The sequence below is a fragment of the Streptococcus sp. 544 genome (assembly GCF_013277385.1).
In the GTDB taxonomy this organism is placed as follows: Bacteria; Bacillota; Bacilli; order Lactobacillales; family Streptococcaceae; genus Streptococcus; species Streptococcus mitis_BA.
The window spans coordinates 1-15072 of the sequence record NZ_VMMU01000019.1; the positions used below are offsets into that span (position 1 = coordinate 1).

15 protein-coding genes are annotated in these 15072 nt (G+C 40.9%); all 15 read right to left on the reverse strand.

What is annotated here, in order from left to right; all coding sequences use genetic code 11:
- Positions 1-70 precede the first annotated feature (70 nt).
- Positions 71-697, reverse strand: coding sequence for a phosphoribulokinase (locus HT728_RS07910; protein ID WP_173234699.1), 627 nt, complete (start codon positions 695-697; stop codon positions 71-73).
- Positions 694-1284 carry an anaerobic ribonucleoside-triphosphate reductase activating protein gene (gene nrdG, locus HT728_RS07915; protein ID WP_173234701.1) on the reverse strand — a complete coding sequence of 197 codons (591 nt, stop codon included), beginning with the start codon at positions 1282-1284 and terminating at the stop codon, positions 694-696. The genes HT728_RS07910 and nrdG overlap by 4 nt, the downstream gene beginning before the upstream one ends.
- Positions 1277-1783 carry a GNAT family N-acetyltransferase gene (locus tag HT728_RS07920; protein WP_173234703.1) on the reverse strand — a complete coding sequence of 169 codons (507 nt, stop codon included), beginning with the start codon at positions 1781-1783 and terminating at the stop codon, positions 1277-1279. The genes nrdG and HT728_RS07920 overlap by 8 nt, the downstream gene beginning before the upstream one ends.
- Positions 1784-1901: 118 nt before the next feature.
- Positions 1902-2042 carry a hypothetical protein gene (locus HT728_RS07925; RefSeq protein ID WP_000521615.1) on the reverse strand — a complete coding sequence of 47 codons (141 nt, stop codon included), beginning with the start codon at positions 2040-2042 and terminating at the stop codon, positions 1902-1904.
- An 11-nt stretch (positions 2043-2053) separates the two neighbouring features.
- Positions 2054-4261 carry an anaerobic ribonucleoside-triphosphate reductase gene (nrdD, locus tag HT728_RS07930; RefSeq protein WP_173234704.1) on the reverse strand — a complete coding sequence of 736 codons (2208 nt, stop codon included), beginning with the start codon at positions 4259-4261 and terminating at the stop codon, positions 2054-2056.
- A 119-nt stretch (positions 4262-4380) separates the two neighbouring features.
- Positions 4381-5919 (reverse strand): damage-inducible protein CinA, encoded by a 1539-nt coding sequence (locus tag HT728_RS07935; RefSeq protein WP_173234705.1) that lies wholly within the window; start codon positions 5917-5919, stop codon positions 4381-4383.
- Positions 5920-6175: 256 nt separating this feature from the next.
- A complete protein-coding gene (gene cls, locus HT728_RS07940) occupies positions 6176-7708 on the reverse strand; it encodes a cardiolipin synthase (RefSeq protein WP_000877327.1) in 1533 nt (510 codons plus the stop codon).
- Positions 7709-7959: 251 nt separating this feature from the next.
- The gene (locus HT728_RS07945; RefSeq protein WP_240148985.1) at positions 7960-8430 is read right to left on the reverse strand and encodes an SP_0198 family lipoprotein; all 471 of its coding nucleotides are present in this window, start codon (positions 8428-8430) and stop codon (positions 7960-7962) included.
- Between the two features lie 88 nt (positions 8431-8518).
- Complete coding sequence (locus HT728_RS07950) at positions 8519-9769, reverse strand: folylpolyglutamate synthase/dihydrofolate synthase family protein (protein WP_173234708.1); 1251 nt, start codon at positions 9767-9769, stop codon at positions 8519-8521.
- Between the two features lie 307 nt (positions 9770-10076).
- On the reverse strand, positions 10077-10382 hold the full coding sequence (locus HT728_RS07955) for a DUF1292 domain-containing protein (RefSeq protein ID WP_000017620.1): 306 nt from the start codon (positions 10380-10382) through the stop codon (positions 10077-10079).
- A gap of 15 nt (positions 10383-10397) precedes the next feature.
- Positions 10398-10817 carry a Holliday junction resolvase RuvX gene (gene ruvX / locus HT728_RS07960; RefSeq protein WP_004239076.1) on the reverse strand — a complete coding sequence of 140 codons (420 nt, stop codon included), beginning with the start codon at positions 10815-10817 and terminating at the stop codon, positions 10398-10400.
- 3 nt (positions 10818-10820) lie between these two features.
- Complete coding sequence (locus HT728_RS07965; protein WP_000507059.1) at positions 10821-11087, reverse strand: IreB family regulatory phosphoprotein; 267 nt, start codon at positions 11085-11087, stop codon at positions 10821-10823.
- An 86-nt stretch (positions 11088-11173) separates the two neighbouring features.
- A complete protein-coding gene (locus HT728_RS07970; RefSeq protein ID WP_173234710.1) occupies positions 11174-11743 on the reverse strand; it encodes an SP0191 family lipoprotein in 570 nt (189 codons plus the stop codon).
- 60 nt (positions 11744-11803) lie between these two features.
- Positions 11804-12202 (reverse strand): transcriptional regulator Spx, encoded by a 399-nt coding sequence (gene spx / locus HT728_RS07975; protein ID WP_000591165.1) that lies wholly within the window; start codon positions 12200-12202, stop codon positions 11804-11806.
- 135 nt (positions 12203-12337) lie between these two features.
- On the reverse strand, positions 12338-14998 hold the full coding sequence (mgtA, locus tag HT728_RS07980) for a magnesium-translocating P-type ATPase (protein ID WP_173234712.1): 2661 nt from the start codon (positions 14996-14998) through the stop codon (positions 12338-12340).
- Positions 14999-15072 lie beyond the last annotated feature (74 nt).

Genomic DNA, 15072 nt, shown 5'->3' on the forward strand with positions numbered 1-15072 from the left:
TTGGGAATTTACCTTTTTTTACAATGAAACTGTTTTCCTATTTTTTCTTTTTAAAATTAGGGATTTTCTTCTATATAAACTGACTCCTCTTGGCATCAAATTTATCTTCTGATTGGTCCACTAGAATGTCCGCCCTTGACTCAGTTTCTTTATAGTATCGCAGATACTGCTCCCGTCTCATCTGATGGCTAGCCAATATAAAGGATGCATCGCGATTTCTCACTGTCGTATCTCGATCTAGACGCCTTTTTAATTCGGTCTCCTCATCCGTGTAGAAACAGATGGTTTTGTCAAAGAGTTCTTTGGGTAAAAAGCCAACAGACATCCCTTCGACAATCAGAATTGGCTTTGCTCCAGACAAGACCTCACTAGCCTTCCAAGGTTCTTCAATTGTTAAGATATCCATACCTGCCTGCAAGGCAAGGATATCTCTCCGCAAACTCGCCAATTCATGCGCCACTGGCAGACAAGCTGTCACCTTTTGATCTGGTGCTTGCTTTGGTACTACCAGATGACGTTCTGAAGTGATATAAGGATCTGTTTCTAGCAAATTCACTGTAGTAGAATCTAAAGATTGGTACAATTCCTGGGCAAAGGTTGATTTACCCGAAGCCCCATGACCGTATATCCCCAGTGTCCTAACTTTTCCAGCTTCTATCTCTGAAACCAGTTGTTTTATCAGGTCTTTTTTCTTCATTCTCTCTTCACCTGTTCATAGCTTTCTTTTCCGTCATTAAGTTTGTCCCAAATCACTACTTGCCCACTTTTGAGGGATTTTTGAACATCGATAATTCGTTGATTGAAAGAACCTCGAAATTGGAGCATGAGATTCCTCTTAGTTCGATCATATCGTCCATCGACAAGAATGTCAATCAGTGACAAGAGTTCCAGTTTATCTTGTGTCTCCAACATCATTTCTTCCCATGTATAGCCCGTCCAAGACCAGATATCTTTATCTGGTAATTCCTTCCGAATCCGCTTAACGAGTGGCAAGAGAATCCCCGTATTAAGAAAGGGCTCCCCTCCCAGCAAGGTCAATCCTTGAACATAGGGCTGGGCAAGGTCTGCCATGATTTGTTCTTCTAATTCTGCTGTATAGGGAATGCCAGCATTGAAGGACCAGGTAGCTACATTATAGCACCCCTCGCAGTGAAACATGCAGCCTGATACATAGAGGGAGTTCCGCACACCTTCTCCATCCACAAAGTTAAAGGCCTTGTAGTCAATGATACGCCCTTGACTGAGTTCCTCGCTTTTCCATTCTTGTGGTTTTGGATTATTCATTCGCTACCTCTATCCAATAACGCTCCACACCATTACGAACATCCTCAATGAGCCCACCATTTGCTAGAATGACTGCTCTGCTAGCAGGATTATTTACGCTACAGGTCACAAGAGTTCTCTTGATGTTCTTTCCCTTAGCAACTTGCAAGCCCTGACGGAGAGTTTCCTTAGCATAACCCTTGCCTCTTTCTGATGGACGAATGGAGTAGCCAATGTGGCCAGCATAATTCAGTAACCCCTCATTCAGTCTCAATCGCAGATTCAAAAATCCTAGAGCACGACCTACATCATCAAATGATACAAATTGAATAGAAGGAACACGATTTTCAGGCAAGTTTATTCCCATCTCTTTTTGCATATTTGTTTCCAACCACTCTTCATACACAAAGTTCTCTGTATCCCAAAATCCTCCATCATGGGCTGATTGGCTCTTTTCAAACTCTGCCATCATCTCTAAAACTGTTTCTTTATCTGCTAATCTTGGTCTTCGTAGTTCCATCCTTACCTCCCACTATTAGAAAAGTGAGAGCTGACTCTCATACTCTTCGAAAATCTCTNNTTGAGCAACCTGCGGCTAGCTTCCTAGTTTGCTCTTTGATTTTCATTGAGTATCACTTTTATTTTTTCTTATTCTTGTTTAAAAATTGTTCTTTGAGGTTGAGCAAGCGTTCTTTTTTACCAGCTCCACCTTTAGAGTGTTTCTCGTGATAACGGGTCACTTGTGCACGCCCCTTATCGTCTAATTGATATTTTCCCATTTCATTTCTTTCTAATTTGTTACTTGATGCCCAGCTATTTTAATCGTTGAACCATTCATATGTTTGACACGCGCTGCGATTTCCTTGTGACGCCCATTGACCATAGGTCTCGCTTGAGGATTACCTAAATAGCCACAAGTCCGTTTAACAACGTCTACTGTTTTAGGATCGCTATTGCCACAGTTTGGACAAGCAAAGCCCCTCTCAGTTGGTTCAAAATCCCCTTCAAAGTCACACTTGTAGCAACGGTCTATTGGTGTATTGGTCCCCAAATATCCCACACGGTCATAGGCATAGTCCCAGACAGCTTCCAGGGCCTTAGGATTTTGTTGAAGAACTGGATACTCACAATAATGGATGAAACCACCTGACGCACCTGCTTCTGGATAGACTTTCTCAAAGTCCAATTTTTCAAACGGTGTTGGATTTTTACGAACATCGTAGTGGAAAGAGTTGGTGTAGTATTCCTTGTCTGTGATATCAGGAATAGAGCCAAACTTGTCTGTATCTAATCGACAGAAACGGTCTGTCAAGCTTTCGGACGGTGTTGAGTAGATAGAGAAATGATAACCATATTGGTCTGACCACTCTTCTACACGGCGTTTCATATCTCGAATGATGTCTAGCGTGAATTCCTTGGCTTCTGGATTGTGTTCCCAGCTATTTCCAAAGAAAACTGTCGCTACTTCATACAAGCCGATATAGCCCAGCGAAACGGTTGCACGACGATTCTTAAAGAGCTGGTCAACACTCTCTTCTTTACCTAGACGATGGCCAAAAGCACCGTACTGATAAAGAATAGGAGCATTTGCCGGTGTCGCTTCCTTGGTTCGTTCGACACGGTAAACCAGAGCATCCTCAGCGATATTCATACGCTCGTTGAAGATTTCCCAGAACTTATTCATGTCGCCCTCAGACTCGAGGGCAATACGAGGCAGGTTAACCGTCACAACGCCTAGATTCATCCGACCTGAATTGACTTCTACACCATTTTCATCCTTCCATCCTTGAAGGAACGAACGACATCCCATAGGAACTTTGAAAGAACCTGTCAACTCGATAATCTTATCATAGGACAAAACATCTGGGTACATCCGCTTGGTTGCACACTCAAGAGCCAACTGCTTAATGTCGTAGTTGGGAGTCCCTTCTTCCAAGTTAAGGCCTCTTTTCAGCGTAAAGATGAGCTTAGGGAAGATGGCTGTACGATGCTCCGAACCAAGCCCCTTGATGCGAATGTTTAAAATAGCTTTTTGAATTTCTCGTTCAAAACGACTGGTTCCCATACCAAAACCTAGCGAAGTAAAAGGTGTTTGTCCATTTGAAGTGAAGAGAGTATTGATTTCATACTCAAGAGATTGCATGGCATCATAGATGTCTTTTTGGGTTTTCTTCCAGGCATAATCTTCTCGTTTTTCAGGCAATACCCACTCTTCTGCATCTTTGAGATGTTTTTGATAGTTCTTCTCTGCATAAGGCGCCAAAACTTCATCGATACGGTCAGCTGAACAGCCACCGTACTGGCTAGAAGCAACGTTGGCGATAATTTGGGAAATCTGAGCTGTCGCAGTCTGGATAGACTTGGGACTTTCTACCTCTGCATTTCCAATCTTAAAACCATTTTCCAACATACCTTTAAAGTCAATCAAACAGCAGTTGGTCATAGGGGTATAGGGGCTGTAGTCCAAATCGTGATAGTGGATATCTCCCTTTTGGTGGGCATTGGCTACGTGCTTAGGCAGCATTTGCAGTCCGATTGATTTCCCAACAATCCCTGCTGTCAAATCACGCTGGGTATTAAAGACATCGCTGTCTTTATTAGCATTTTCATTGACAACTGCTTGGTCTTTGTTGAGTAGTTTATGGATACTAAAGTTAATATCTGTCGCTTTTGAGCGCTCAAAATCCCTCTGCGTCCGATAAGTAATATACTCCTCAGCCAGCGCATATTCTTTGGCTTCAAGGAGTTCATGTTCTACAATATTTTGAATTTCGTAAATCTTAACCCCCTGTGGAAAGCGACTATGAATTTCTGTGACAATTCGCTCGGTCAGAGCATTGAGGCGTTTTTCGACCAAGGGTGTCACATCCATAACCTTGTCTGCCGCCTTGTGGAGAGCCTTGTCAATCTTGTCCACATCAAATACAACACGTCTCCCATCTCGTTTCTCGACGAAGAGAGTTGGCAAAATTGTAATTTTTTCTTCTAGTGCAATCATATGCATTCTCTTTTCTAAAATGTTCTTTCTAAAAAGTATTATACCACTCTAAAAAGAAAAATCAATATCTTGTGTTAAAAATCCTAAAATTTTTAAAAATACACAAGATATTGATTTGGTTATTTAATTTTATAGACTTTAAACTCTGAGTAATCCGTCTTTACTGGTTGGTAATTTTCTTTTAAGAGTGTTTCCACTTCAGACCAGACTGGCACCTTGTCATTCACCACAATCACCTTAGGTTGTTTTTCTTTCAAGTCATTGAGTAGCTTATTCCGGTTTTCCTCAGTTGCTGTATAGTGCACGGGAGACAAAATCGCCGATGGCGACAAGCGCTCACTCTTACGATAAAGAGTCGCAGTATCATCCCATGCATAGATAGCATCTTCCGTATTTGTCTCCTCTTTTACCAAATCAGCAAGACGATTACGTTCTTGATAAGGTACCGGATAAAGGACAAACTTCATCAAAAAAGGAACAGTCAAAAGATAGACAAGCCCTAAAACTGGCAGATATAGATTTCCTTTAAAAAAACGACTCCATAGGCTAACTGGCGTTTCTCTTCGTCTTCTTCTAACACTACGCCCCCTCTGTTGACTCTTAATATTGGTTACCAATAAAAGTAGGAAAACAGGGAAGACGACCATCAAATAAGAAGCGTGCAGAGGCTCTTGTGAAAAGAAAAGCAAAATCAAACCTAAAATTGTCACAAGACTTGCAGGAACCGAAATGACGTATAGTTTAGAGGGCTTGGATTGAAAGAGACCTAAAAAGATACAAACCACAAATCCCAAACCAAGGGACAACAAGCCATAAAAAGCCATATTCTCTAAAATTTTAGAAGTGAAATCAAAGCTAATACTGTCAATAGGATAACGAATACCACTAATGGCATCCCCAAAACTTCCTGTTGCAACACTATAGTAGGCAGTTGGATAAAAGATAAGTGAAAAACCTAAAGCCACTGCAAGAAACTGATAAAACCCATGCGCAAAGCGTCTATGCCCAAGGTTAAAGACCAACAAGCCTAAACTCACTACAGCAATAAACAGGAGCGATGACAAGGGGGCAAAGAAAAATCCTCCCGCCAAAGCCAGCCCAATCCGTATAAATCCCTTATCATGGCTTGGATTGCTTAGATAAGCCGCAACTAAACTAAAGGCCGCGAATAAGAAAGGAAGCGCTAAAAGAGTCGCATAGCCTCCACCAAAAGCAAGACCTGTAACTAGCATGTAAAAAATAGTCACCACTTGTCCAGCTTGCTCTCCTTGCTCTGTCAAGGTATCCGCTGATCTAAAGAGGAAAAATCCTCCTGCTACCAAGGCTAACCACTCAAAGATGGCAAAGAAAAATCCGCCCTGAGTCACGTAAGTCAGCAAATAATAAAGCAAACCTTGACTTCCATAATAATCGCTGTAAATCTTCCCTGCCTGATGAAGGGCCCAACCTGTATAAAAATCCTGCACTTCCTGTGCACTCATTAAATCGAGTAATAGCGGTACTCCTAGAGTTATCCCCGTTACAAGCGTACTCCATAGTAAAATTTTCACCAAAGGAAGACGACTTGATTCACGATGATGCGATTCTTGTTTGATTTGGTATTCTAGAGGTTCACGATTCTCCTGATGAACTTCTTCTACTCTACCATACACACTCATATCGTTTCTCCTATTCAATTTATCTGTCTTAGTATATCAAAAAGTCCTAGGATTGTCAGCTTGCGATGGCTGTTTGAGTGATTTTTTGCATAGTTTCACAAAGGTTTCAATTTCCCGAAAACGGTGTAAATGTGTCTGTTTAAATGTTATGATATAATCCAATTCTTTCTGAGTCAGCATCGTCCCTCCCCTATATCTTTCTATTCGTAAAAAGCAAGAAAAAGAGGACTCGGTCATTTCCTAAGTCCTAGATTTCTTATAAGATTGGGGCGAATAACTGGGCGATTTCTTTTACAAGTTTTTGATACCAGCTCGTTTTGATAGAATGGGGATAAACTTCCTGAGAATCTGCAAATATATTTTGAAAATCTCGGGCGATTTCCATTATAGAGGGAGTTTTATAGAGTAAGACTGCATTTTCATAATGGTGTACCAAGCTTCGGTAGTCGAGATTGATTGTCCCCACCACCGCAAAATCTTCGTCTACCAACATCTGCTTACTATGAATAAAACCTGGACTATACTCATAAATTCGAACACCAGCAGAAAGAAGGTCTGGATAAGCGCCTCTTGTGACTAACTGAATGAACTTCTTATCTGGTATGTAAGGGGTAACAATCCGAACATCGACCCCTCTCATAGCAGCATTTTTGATTGTCTCCGTTAAATCATAGTCTATGATCAAATAAGGTGTCGTAATATAGACCGATTCCGTTGCTTGATTGATCAAACTCTGATAAACCTTTTTCCCTACCTGCGTTCGAAAAATTGGCTTGGGTCCACTTCCGTATGGAATGGTTAAACCGTCACTTGGGATAGAATGATTTTCTAAATGATATTGATCAAAATCACTAATCTCTCCTCGATTGATGTACCAAGTGGTTAAAAATAAGCGTGTCAGGGCTTTTACCGCTAGTCCGTCTAAGCGAATTCCACTATCCTTCCAATAACCAAATCTCTCGACGTGGTTAATATACTCATCTGCCAGATTGACCCCACCAGTATAGGCTATCTGACCATCAACAATCAATATTTTTCTATGATCTCTGTTATTATAGGCTACTGTCAAACGAGGAATAACTTTATTGAATTTATGGGCCTCGATGCCCAGCTGACGAAGTCGATGTGCATAATCTCCTGTTAAAGTAGCCATACAGCCAATATCATCATAGAGCAGTTTAACTTCAATGCCTTGAGCGACCTTTTGCTCCAAGATTTCTAGGATACGATTCCACATCAAACCTTCTTCTATAATGTAATATTCCAAGAAGATAAATTTCTCAGCCTTTTTAAGATCTTCTACCATCTTTTTCCACATAGCTTCTCCGTTAGGAAAAAATGTAGAGGCAGTTTGATCATAGACATCAGCATTGGTATCCATACTCAACAAGGACTTGATGACGCCATAAGCTGCCTTGTCACTTTCTTTTAATTCCTCTTTTAGTAGCTGGCTATTTGCTTCTTGGAAATGCATGGAGCCTAGCTTCTTCAGTTGTTTGATTTCTTTTTTGGACAATCGCCTTTCCCCGAACATCAGATAGAGCAGGGGGCCAAATACTGGTACAAAGGCTACTAATAACCAGGTTACCTTATTCTCAGGAGTCGTATTACGGTTGACTATCGAAATGATTGTGATGATACTCAGTAGAATGAGGACAGTAATCCATAAAATGGGAGCCATGCGTCCTAAATAAAGAAAGAGACCAAAAACCAGACAAAGTTCAAGTAGCATAATCGAAAGACTAAAGCCATACTTGGACATCAATAATTGAAATTTTCTATATTTCATATCCCCTCCTTGATATTTTGATACTCAATGAAAATCAAAGAGCAAACTAGGAAACTAGCCGCAGGCTGTACTTGAGTACGGCAAGGCGACGTTGACGCGGTTTGAATTTGATTTTCGAAGAGTATGAATGCTAAAAACAAGTAATTGATACTAGTATAACTCAGGTATTCGACAGAAGGCAAGTATTTATGATTATTTTCTAGGTAAAAGTAAAAAGGCTGAAAAATCCAGCCCTTCCTACTTGCATAGTCTTATTTAGTTAAAACGATTTGGTCCGATGGGTCTCTATCCATATCATCTACGATGATTTGATTACCGTTTACAGTGTAAATTTTGACATCATCGCCAATAATCATGCGTTGATTTGCTGCATCAAATGTAACCTGTTTGACTTTCTGATCCCCGTCAGATTCGAGCTCAGTCCACGTACCAGTCGTTCCAGTGACCACTAAAGTGATACGGTCTCCATCATCTTGGCCTGTATAAGTCCCATCAATATCAGTCGGTTGAGCAACAGGTTGGTTCTGTACTGGAGCCGCTTGATTTTGATTAGTCCCTGCATTTGCAGTATTGGTATTCTGTTGAGCAGGTTGTTGAGCAGGTTGTTGGACCTGCTGCTGAGCCACAGGCTGTTGAACTGGTTGTGTTCTTTGGGAACAAGCAACTAGCAAAGATACACTCGCTAAAGAAATAATAGAAAGTGCTGCTGTTTTGAATGTCATAATAAATGTCCTTTCTCTTGCCATGCTAAAGAAATAGATTTTTCCTTAGCCAGCAATTCATCTAGTATAACAAAGACAAAAGAAGAGGTCAATTTATCTGCTCACGATCCAGCAGGTAGCCCCGTACTTCTGAGATAAAATAGAGAGATCCTGTAATGAATAACAAATCCTGAGCATCTGCTCTTTCTTCAAAACTGCTAATAAATTCTCGGTAAGAGGGAATTACATCGTAACCTGTTACATCTGTCTCGTCCAGAGAACCTTGATAGTCAAAACCAGTCACCTTGAGTTCCACCTGAGGTAAATTTTCAGTCAGATAACTCAACATTCCCTGATAATCCTTGCGTTTCAAGGCCCCAAAGAGGATTTGGGGACGATAACCTTCCTGCTCTTTTTCTTTGATAAATTCAACCAAGCGAGTCAAGGCAGGGAGGTTATGGGCACCGTCCAAGTATATCCGAGGACGAATACGCTCCAAACGGCCAGCCCAACAGGTCTTCTCCAATGCCTGTCTTACAGCTTGCTCATCAACAGCTTCCTTTTCTTCCCTCATAAAGATAAGAAAAGTTTGCAACGCCAAGGCCGCATTTTCCTGCTGATAAGCTCCTTCTAAACCTATTTTCAACTGTGAAAAAGTTCCCAAAGAACTTGAAAAATCCCCATTCAGCATTGAAAAATCTTGGCCCGCCTGATAAAGGTCAACAGCTAAAGATTCGGCTTTTTTCTGACAGACAAGCCTAGCTTCTGGAGGCAATTTCGCAATCACTGCCTTCTTCCCAGCCTTGAAAATACCAGCTTTCTGCTCTGCGATTGCTTTTAGACTATCGCCCAAGGTCTCCTGATGGTCAAGCCCCATGGAGGTGATGACAGCAATCTCTCCAGTTACCACATTGGTCGTGTCAAGTAAGCCGCCAATTCCCACTTCTAATAAAACCAAGTCCACCTCTTGCTCCCTAAAATAGAGAAAAGCAATCAAGGTCAGCAATTCAAAAAAGGACAACTGATCATGGGTTTGCAGAAGCGTTTTCTCCATCTCCTTGACCTGCTCGGCCAAACGGATGAAGTCTGTGTCTGCTATAGGTTGCCCATTAATGCAGATTCGATCATTGATAGAGACGATATGAGGGGAGGTAAAGGTCGCAACTTTTTTGCCATGCCCCATAAATAACTCCCTCATAAAAGCAATGGTAGATCCTTTCCCATTAGTCCCTGTTACGTGGATAATAGGGTAAGACTGCTCAGGATTTCCTAACAAATCCACCGCTTCTTGCATTCGGCCCAAACCTGATCGAAAATTCAAACCAATCCGACTATGGAGCCATTCTTCTACTTCAAACATATACATCTCCTTGACAAAAGTCTAATCAATTATCTAGCAAAATTCCGTAGATAACAAAAAATGAGGTCAGGATTTTCGTCCCGACCTCTTACCTGGTTAGCTAATCACTAGCAACTATGAATATTAACTTGGGCTAAAAACGTCCACAGGACATTCCAACTCTTCCCAATTTCTGGGAGTTGGGCTGATACAGTCTCCCAGATTTACCAGTTCTCTCTTATTTAAAGGAACTGGGGTAAAAATGTTCACTGGATGTGCCTGCGTTTCTAATTTCTAGCGCAGGGCTAAACACATCCACTGGACGTGTTTACTCCTCCATAAAGCTGTTAAAGACTTCTTCAATCATGTTCCATTCGTCTTCTGAGTCTTCTGGGATTGGTTGCAATTCGCCTTCTGTTCCATCTTCGTTTTCGATGAATGAGTAAGCTTGGATTTCAACTTGTCCGTCTTCATCTTCTTCTGCGTTAACTGGTACTAGCAGAACATAGTTTTTACCAAATTCTTCTTTTCCATCAATCGTCAAAAGGATTTCAAACAAGGTTTCATTCCCTTGCTCATCTACTAGTGTGATGAGTTCACGTTCTTCGTGGTCGTGGTTATGATCGTGTGACATAGCCTCTCCTTTATATTAAAATTTTCTATCTAAATAATTTTGTAAAATCAGCTGAGCTGCTAACTTATCAATGACTTTCTTGCGCTTGTTACGGCTGATATCTGCTTGTTCAATCAACATGCGCTCAGCAGCCACTGTTGTCAAGCGTTCATCCTGATAGTCTACTGGTAAACCAAAAAGTTCTTCTAACTTCGCTCCGTAGGCTTGACTAGCTTCCACGCGCGGTCCGCTTGTATTGTTCATGTTTTTAGGCAAGCCCACTACAAATCGTTCCACCTTGTACGTATCAACCAACTCCTTAACGCGGTCAAAACCAAATTGCCCTTGCTCCTCATTGATTTGGATAATTTCAAGTCCTTGAGCTGTAAAACCGAGCGGATCACTGATGGCCACCCCTACCGTTTTTGAACCGACATCCAATCCCATAATTCTCATAGGTTATAGATCGACTCCTTGTCCTTTAAGGTAGTAGCGGACCAATTCCTCAACGATTTCATCACGCTCATACTTACGGATTTGATTTCGTGCATTATTATAACGAGGAACGTAGGCAGGGTCTCCACTCAATACGTAACCTACGATTTGGTTGATTGGGTTGTAGCCCTTATCGTTCAACGAAGCATAGACATCAGTCAAAGTTTCGCTAATTTCTTTTTTATTGGAATCGTCCAATTTAAAACGTACTGTTTCTTCAGTAAATCCCATTCTAACACCCTCTTTCCTTAGAATAGTACCATTATAGCATAATTCCTTACGTTCTACAATTCAGGCAGTCTATTTATTTGGATTTTCTATTGTTCTGTCGCACCATTTGCCAATCTGTCTGAAATATATTTGCTTGGTTCATTTTTCAAAAGATTTTCCAAGCCAATGTTCTTCAAATATTCTAACTGAGAAGCCTTCTTGACATCCAGAACTTGAAAATCAAAACTAGTCGTTGTTTGAAGTTCCGTTGCACTCAATAGTTTTGTTTCAAGCTTAAAGCCTGCTAATTTACGAGCTGCTATGATAGCCTCATCCTTCTCCTCCGCCTCAAGAAGAGCTTTCTGAGTTTCTTCCACTCCATGTTGGTCAATATAAGTCTTCAACTCATCTGAGACTGGACGTTTTTGTTGGATGGTTAGGTTCAAAAAAGTCTTGTCTTTGTAAGTAATGGTTTGGGTTTGCTGGCTACCATCATCTGATTTCGGCAAAACCAAAATCTTGGTTACAACTGTATTCTTCTCAGCATTTTCAATAACTGGCAATGCCGACTGAAGCGTATCCTTTTCTGTTTTTGTAGCTGGTCCAGTTTCTTTTTTCTGTCCACAACCAACCAGGACAAAAAGGAAAGCTAGACTAACAAGAACAATTTTTTTCATTTCTTTCTTCTTTCTTTTTGAAATTAAAATAAGACTGGGAGTTGCTCCCAGCCTTGATGTTTATAGAGCTGCACGTAAACGTGCTTCTGCATTTTCTACATTACGGACAGAGCGTGGTAGGAAGGCACGAATATCGTCTTCCTTGTAGCCAACTTGCAGGCGTTTTTCATCTACAAGGATTGGGCTCTTTAAAATTCTCGGTGTTTCCATAATCAGATTGAGGACTTCATTGACACTCAAATCTTCGATATCCACTCCAAGGGCTTTGGCATAGCGATTTTTAGATGAAACGATGCTGGCTATTCCGTTATCTGTTTTGGTTAGAATATCCAGTAATTCTTCTCGCGTAATTCCTTCTTTACCAAGATTTTGTTCTTTATAACTTAACTGGTGGGCATTGAGCCAGGTTTTTGCTTTTTTACAGCTAGTACAACTTGAGACTGTATAAATTTTAATCATGTACCTACCCCTTTCGCTACATGTTACTATCAGTTTAGTCTATTATACCATAAAAAACATCCGACTTGCGACCTATTTTTAAATTTTTTTGACTTTTTTCGTCATTTTCGTACTTTTTTCTTGACAAAATGAAATTTACAGCCATTCTTTATATTTCTTGATATAGATTTTTTTCACAATTGTCACGCTAATCATATACAAAATAATGATGAAAAGTAAAAAGATGAAATAAATCGATTTTAAAGGGGTTAGATGAAGTAGGATTGCGAGTGGACTGTAGGGAAGGAAGGTCACAAAGGCTGCAGCCAATAAGGTTGTCACAAGAACTAGCCAAGCTGGACGACTTTGTAAAAAGGGAATTTTGGCTGAACGCAGCATATGGATAACCATGGTCTGTGACCACATGGACTCGATAAACCAACCTGTCTGAAACAAGACAATAAATCCTACGGCAGACTCCGCTCCATGAACATAGGCTTGACCTGTCGTCATGGGTACAATGATAAAATAGAGCAAAATAAAGGTCAAAATATCAAAGGCAGAAGAGATAGGCCCCATCCAAACCATGAAACGTGTGATAGACTTGGCTTCCCAAGTATGCGGATTTCTCAAAAAATCTTTATCCACCTTGTCAAAAGGCAAGGCAATACAAGACAAATCATAGACTAGATTTAGGATAATCAAATGGACTGGTGCCATTGGTAAAAATGGCAAAAAGATTCCAGATACCAATAGGGATAAGATATTTCCAAAATTAGAACTCACTGTCATTTTGATATATTTGGTCATATTGGCATAGACCTTACGCCCTTCAACAAGTCCTTTTTCAAGCACCATGAGATCCTTATCAAGCAGGATAACATCAGCTGTTTCTTTAGCAATATCTACTGCTGTATCAACAGAAATTCCCACATCTGCAACTTTCATAGAAGGAGCGTCATTGATTCCATCCCCCATATAGCCTACAGCATGACCATTAGTCTTAAATTGCAAAATAATCCTTGCTTTTTGGTCAGGAGAAAGTTTGGCAAAGACTGTTACCTCCTCCACGGCTTGAGCCAATTCTTGATCACTCATCTGATCAATTTCGGACCCCAACAGCATCTGATTGATATCCAAACCAACCTTTTCACAAACTGCTTGGGTAACTTTTTCGTTGTCTCCCGTCAAAATTTTTGTTTGAACTCCATGTTCTAACAGAGCCTTAATTGCTGGTGCAGCAGATGGTTTTGGTGGATCTAGAAAGGCTAAATAACCAGTTAGAATCATGTCCCCTTCGTCATCAACTGTATAGGCATGACCTTCCCTCAAACCTGACTTATAGGCCACTCCCAAGACACGCAAACCTTGTTGATTTAGTTGTCTGACTTCTGCTAAAATTTCTTCTCTAATAACATCTGTCAAGGGAGTAATCACTCCTTGGTATTCCGCATAACTGGAAATCGTCAGCATTTCCTCTAGGGCACCCTTGGTTACCAAACTAACAACTTCGTGTTCATCCTTAACGATAACACTCATACGTCTACGTTCAAAATCAAAGGGAAGCTCATCTATTTTTTGAAAAGTTCGAGCCAGATTTTGCAAGAGGGCGTGTTCTTTTGCTTCCTTTTCAGTCCGTTTGATGATGGCTCTGTCCATCAAATTTTTCAAGCCCGTTTGAAAATAAGAATTGAGATAAGCTCGTCTCAAGACGGTCAAATCCAAGCGTCCGTGGATGTCCAAGGGATATTCAAGGACAATTTCGTCTTGGGTTAGAGTCCCTGTCTTATCTGTACACAAAATATCAATCGCCCCTAAGTCCTGTATGGCATTGAGTTTCTTGATAACCACTTTTTCCTTGGCCATAATGATGGAGCCTTTTGCTAGACTGGCCGTGATGATCATAGGAAGCATCTCAGGTGTAAGCCCAACACCAACACTCAAAGCAAATACGCCAGCTTCCAACCAGTCGCCATCTGTTAAACCATTGGACAAGAAAACGATGGGCACCATGACCAGCATCAAACGAATCAAGAGCCACGAAATACTATTCATTTCCCGCTCAAACGAAGTAGGCTCGTCATAGGTGTTCAAAGTCTGCTCAATGGCCCCCATCATGGTATCATCACCAACTGCTAAAACCACGGCCTTGGCACTACCAGACAAGACATTGGTTCCCATAAAGGCGAGCGCTTCTGCTTCTAGCAGACTATCAGATTGTTGAACTGTTGCCTTGGTCAAGGCCAATTTTTCAACCGATTCACTTTCACCTGTCAAGCCTGACTGTTGTACAAAGAAATCGCGCGACTCAAATAAAAGAAGATCTGCTGGAATCATATCTCCAGCGCTTAATTTAACCACGTCACCCACTACCAAATCATCGATAGGTACTTCTTGGATTTCTCCTTGACGAATGACAGTCGCTGTGTTGACAATCATTTTTGATAGATTGGTCGCAGCCTTATCACTACGGAGTTCTTGGACAAAGCGTATGCCACCAGAAATGAGGACTAGGACAACGATGATAATAGAAGTCGTCGGATCCTCTTGACCTGGTTTTGCCAACCAGACATTGGTCACCAAGGAAATCACGGCGATGACCAGTAAGATGATCGTAAAAGGATTGATAATGGATTCGTAAATCTTTTTGAGGATACTGTCTTCTTGACCCTTTGTGATGGTATTTTCGCCATATAGGTCACGATTTTTCTCCACCTGCTCCTCAGTCAAGCCTGTTAGACTTGTCTTATAAAAAGATAGAGTTTCGTTTAAAGATGTATGAATAGCTGTTGCTAATCTTTCTTTTGTAGTTTTCATTGGTTTCTCCTATCTGTATGAATGATGTGTTTCATACACAGAGACCAATCACTTTATAAGGGCAGAACGACACA

Coding starts and splice junctions, on each gene's coding strand:
- HT728_RS07910 (WP_173234699.1), bottom strand. CDS start 697: ATGAAGAAAAAAGACCTGATAAAACAACTGGTTTCAGAGATAGAAGCT.
- nrdG (WP_173234701.1), bottom strand. CDS start 1,284: ATGAATAATCCAAAACCACAAGAATGGAAAAGCGAGGAACTCAGTCAA.
- HT728_RS07920 (WP_173234703.1), bottom strand. CDS start 1,783: ATGGAACTACGAAGACCAAGATTAGCAGATAAAGAAACAGTTTTAGAG.
- HT728_RS07925 (WP_000521615.1), bottom strand. CDS start 2,042: ATGGGAAAATATCAATTAGACGATAAGGGGCGTGCACAAGTGACCCGT.
- nrdD (WP_173234704.1), bottom strand. CDS start 4,261: ATGATTGCACTAGAAGAAAAAATTACAATTTTGCCAACTCTCTTCGTC.
- HT728_RS07935 (WP_173234705.1), bottom strand. CDS start 5,919: ATGAGTGTGTATGGTAGAGTAGAAGAAGTTCATCAGGAGAATCGTGAA.
- cls (WP_000877327.1), bottom strand. CDS start 7,708: ATGAAATATAGAAAATTTCAATTATTGATGTCCAAGTATGGCTTTAGT.
- HT728_RS07945 (WP_240148985.1), bottom strand. CDS start 8,430: ATGACATTCAAAACAGCAGCACTTTCTATTATTTCTTTAGCGAGTGTA.
- HT728_RS07950 (WP_173234708.1), bottom strand. CDS start 9,769: ATGTTTGAAGTAGAAGAATGGCTCCATAGTCGGATTGGTTTGAATTTT.
- HT728_RS07955 (WP_000017620.1), bottom strand. CDS start 10,382: ATGTCACACGATCATAACCACGACCACGAAGAACGTGAACTCATCACA.
- ruvX (WP_004239076.1), bottom strand. CDS start 10,817: ATGAGAATTATGGGATTGGATGTCGGTTCAAAAACGGTAGGGGTGGCC.
- HT728_RS07965 (WP_000507059.1), bottom strand. CDS start 11,087: ATGGGATTTACTGAAGAAACAGTACGTTTTAAATTGGACGATTCCAAT.
- HT728_RS07970 (WP_173234710.1), bottom strand. CDS start 11,743: ATGAAAAAAATTGTTCTTGTTAGTCTAGCTTTCCTTTTTGTCCTGGTT.
- spx (WP_000591165.1), bottom strand. CDS start 12,202: ATGATTAAAATTTATACAGTCTCAAGTTGTACTAGCTGTAAAAAAGCA.
- mgtA (WP_173234712.1), bottom strand. CDS start 14,998: ATGAAAACTACAAAAGAAAGATTAGCAACAGCTATTCATACATCTTTA.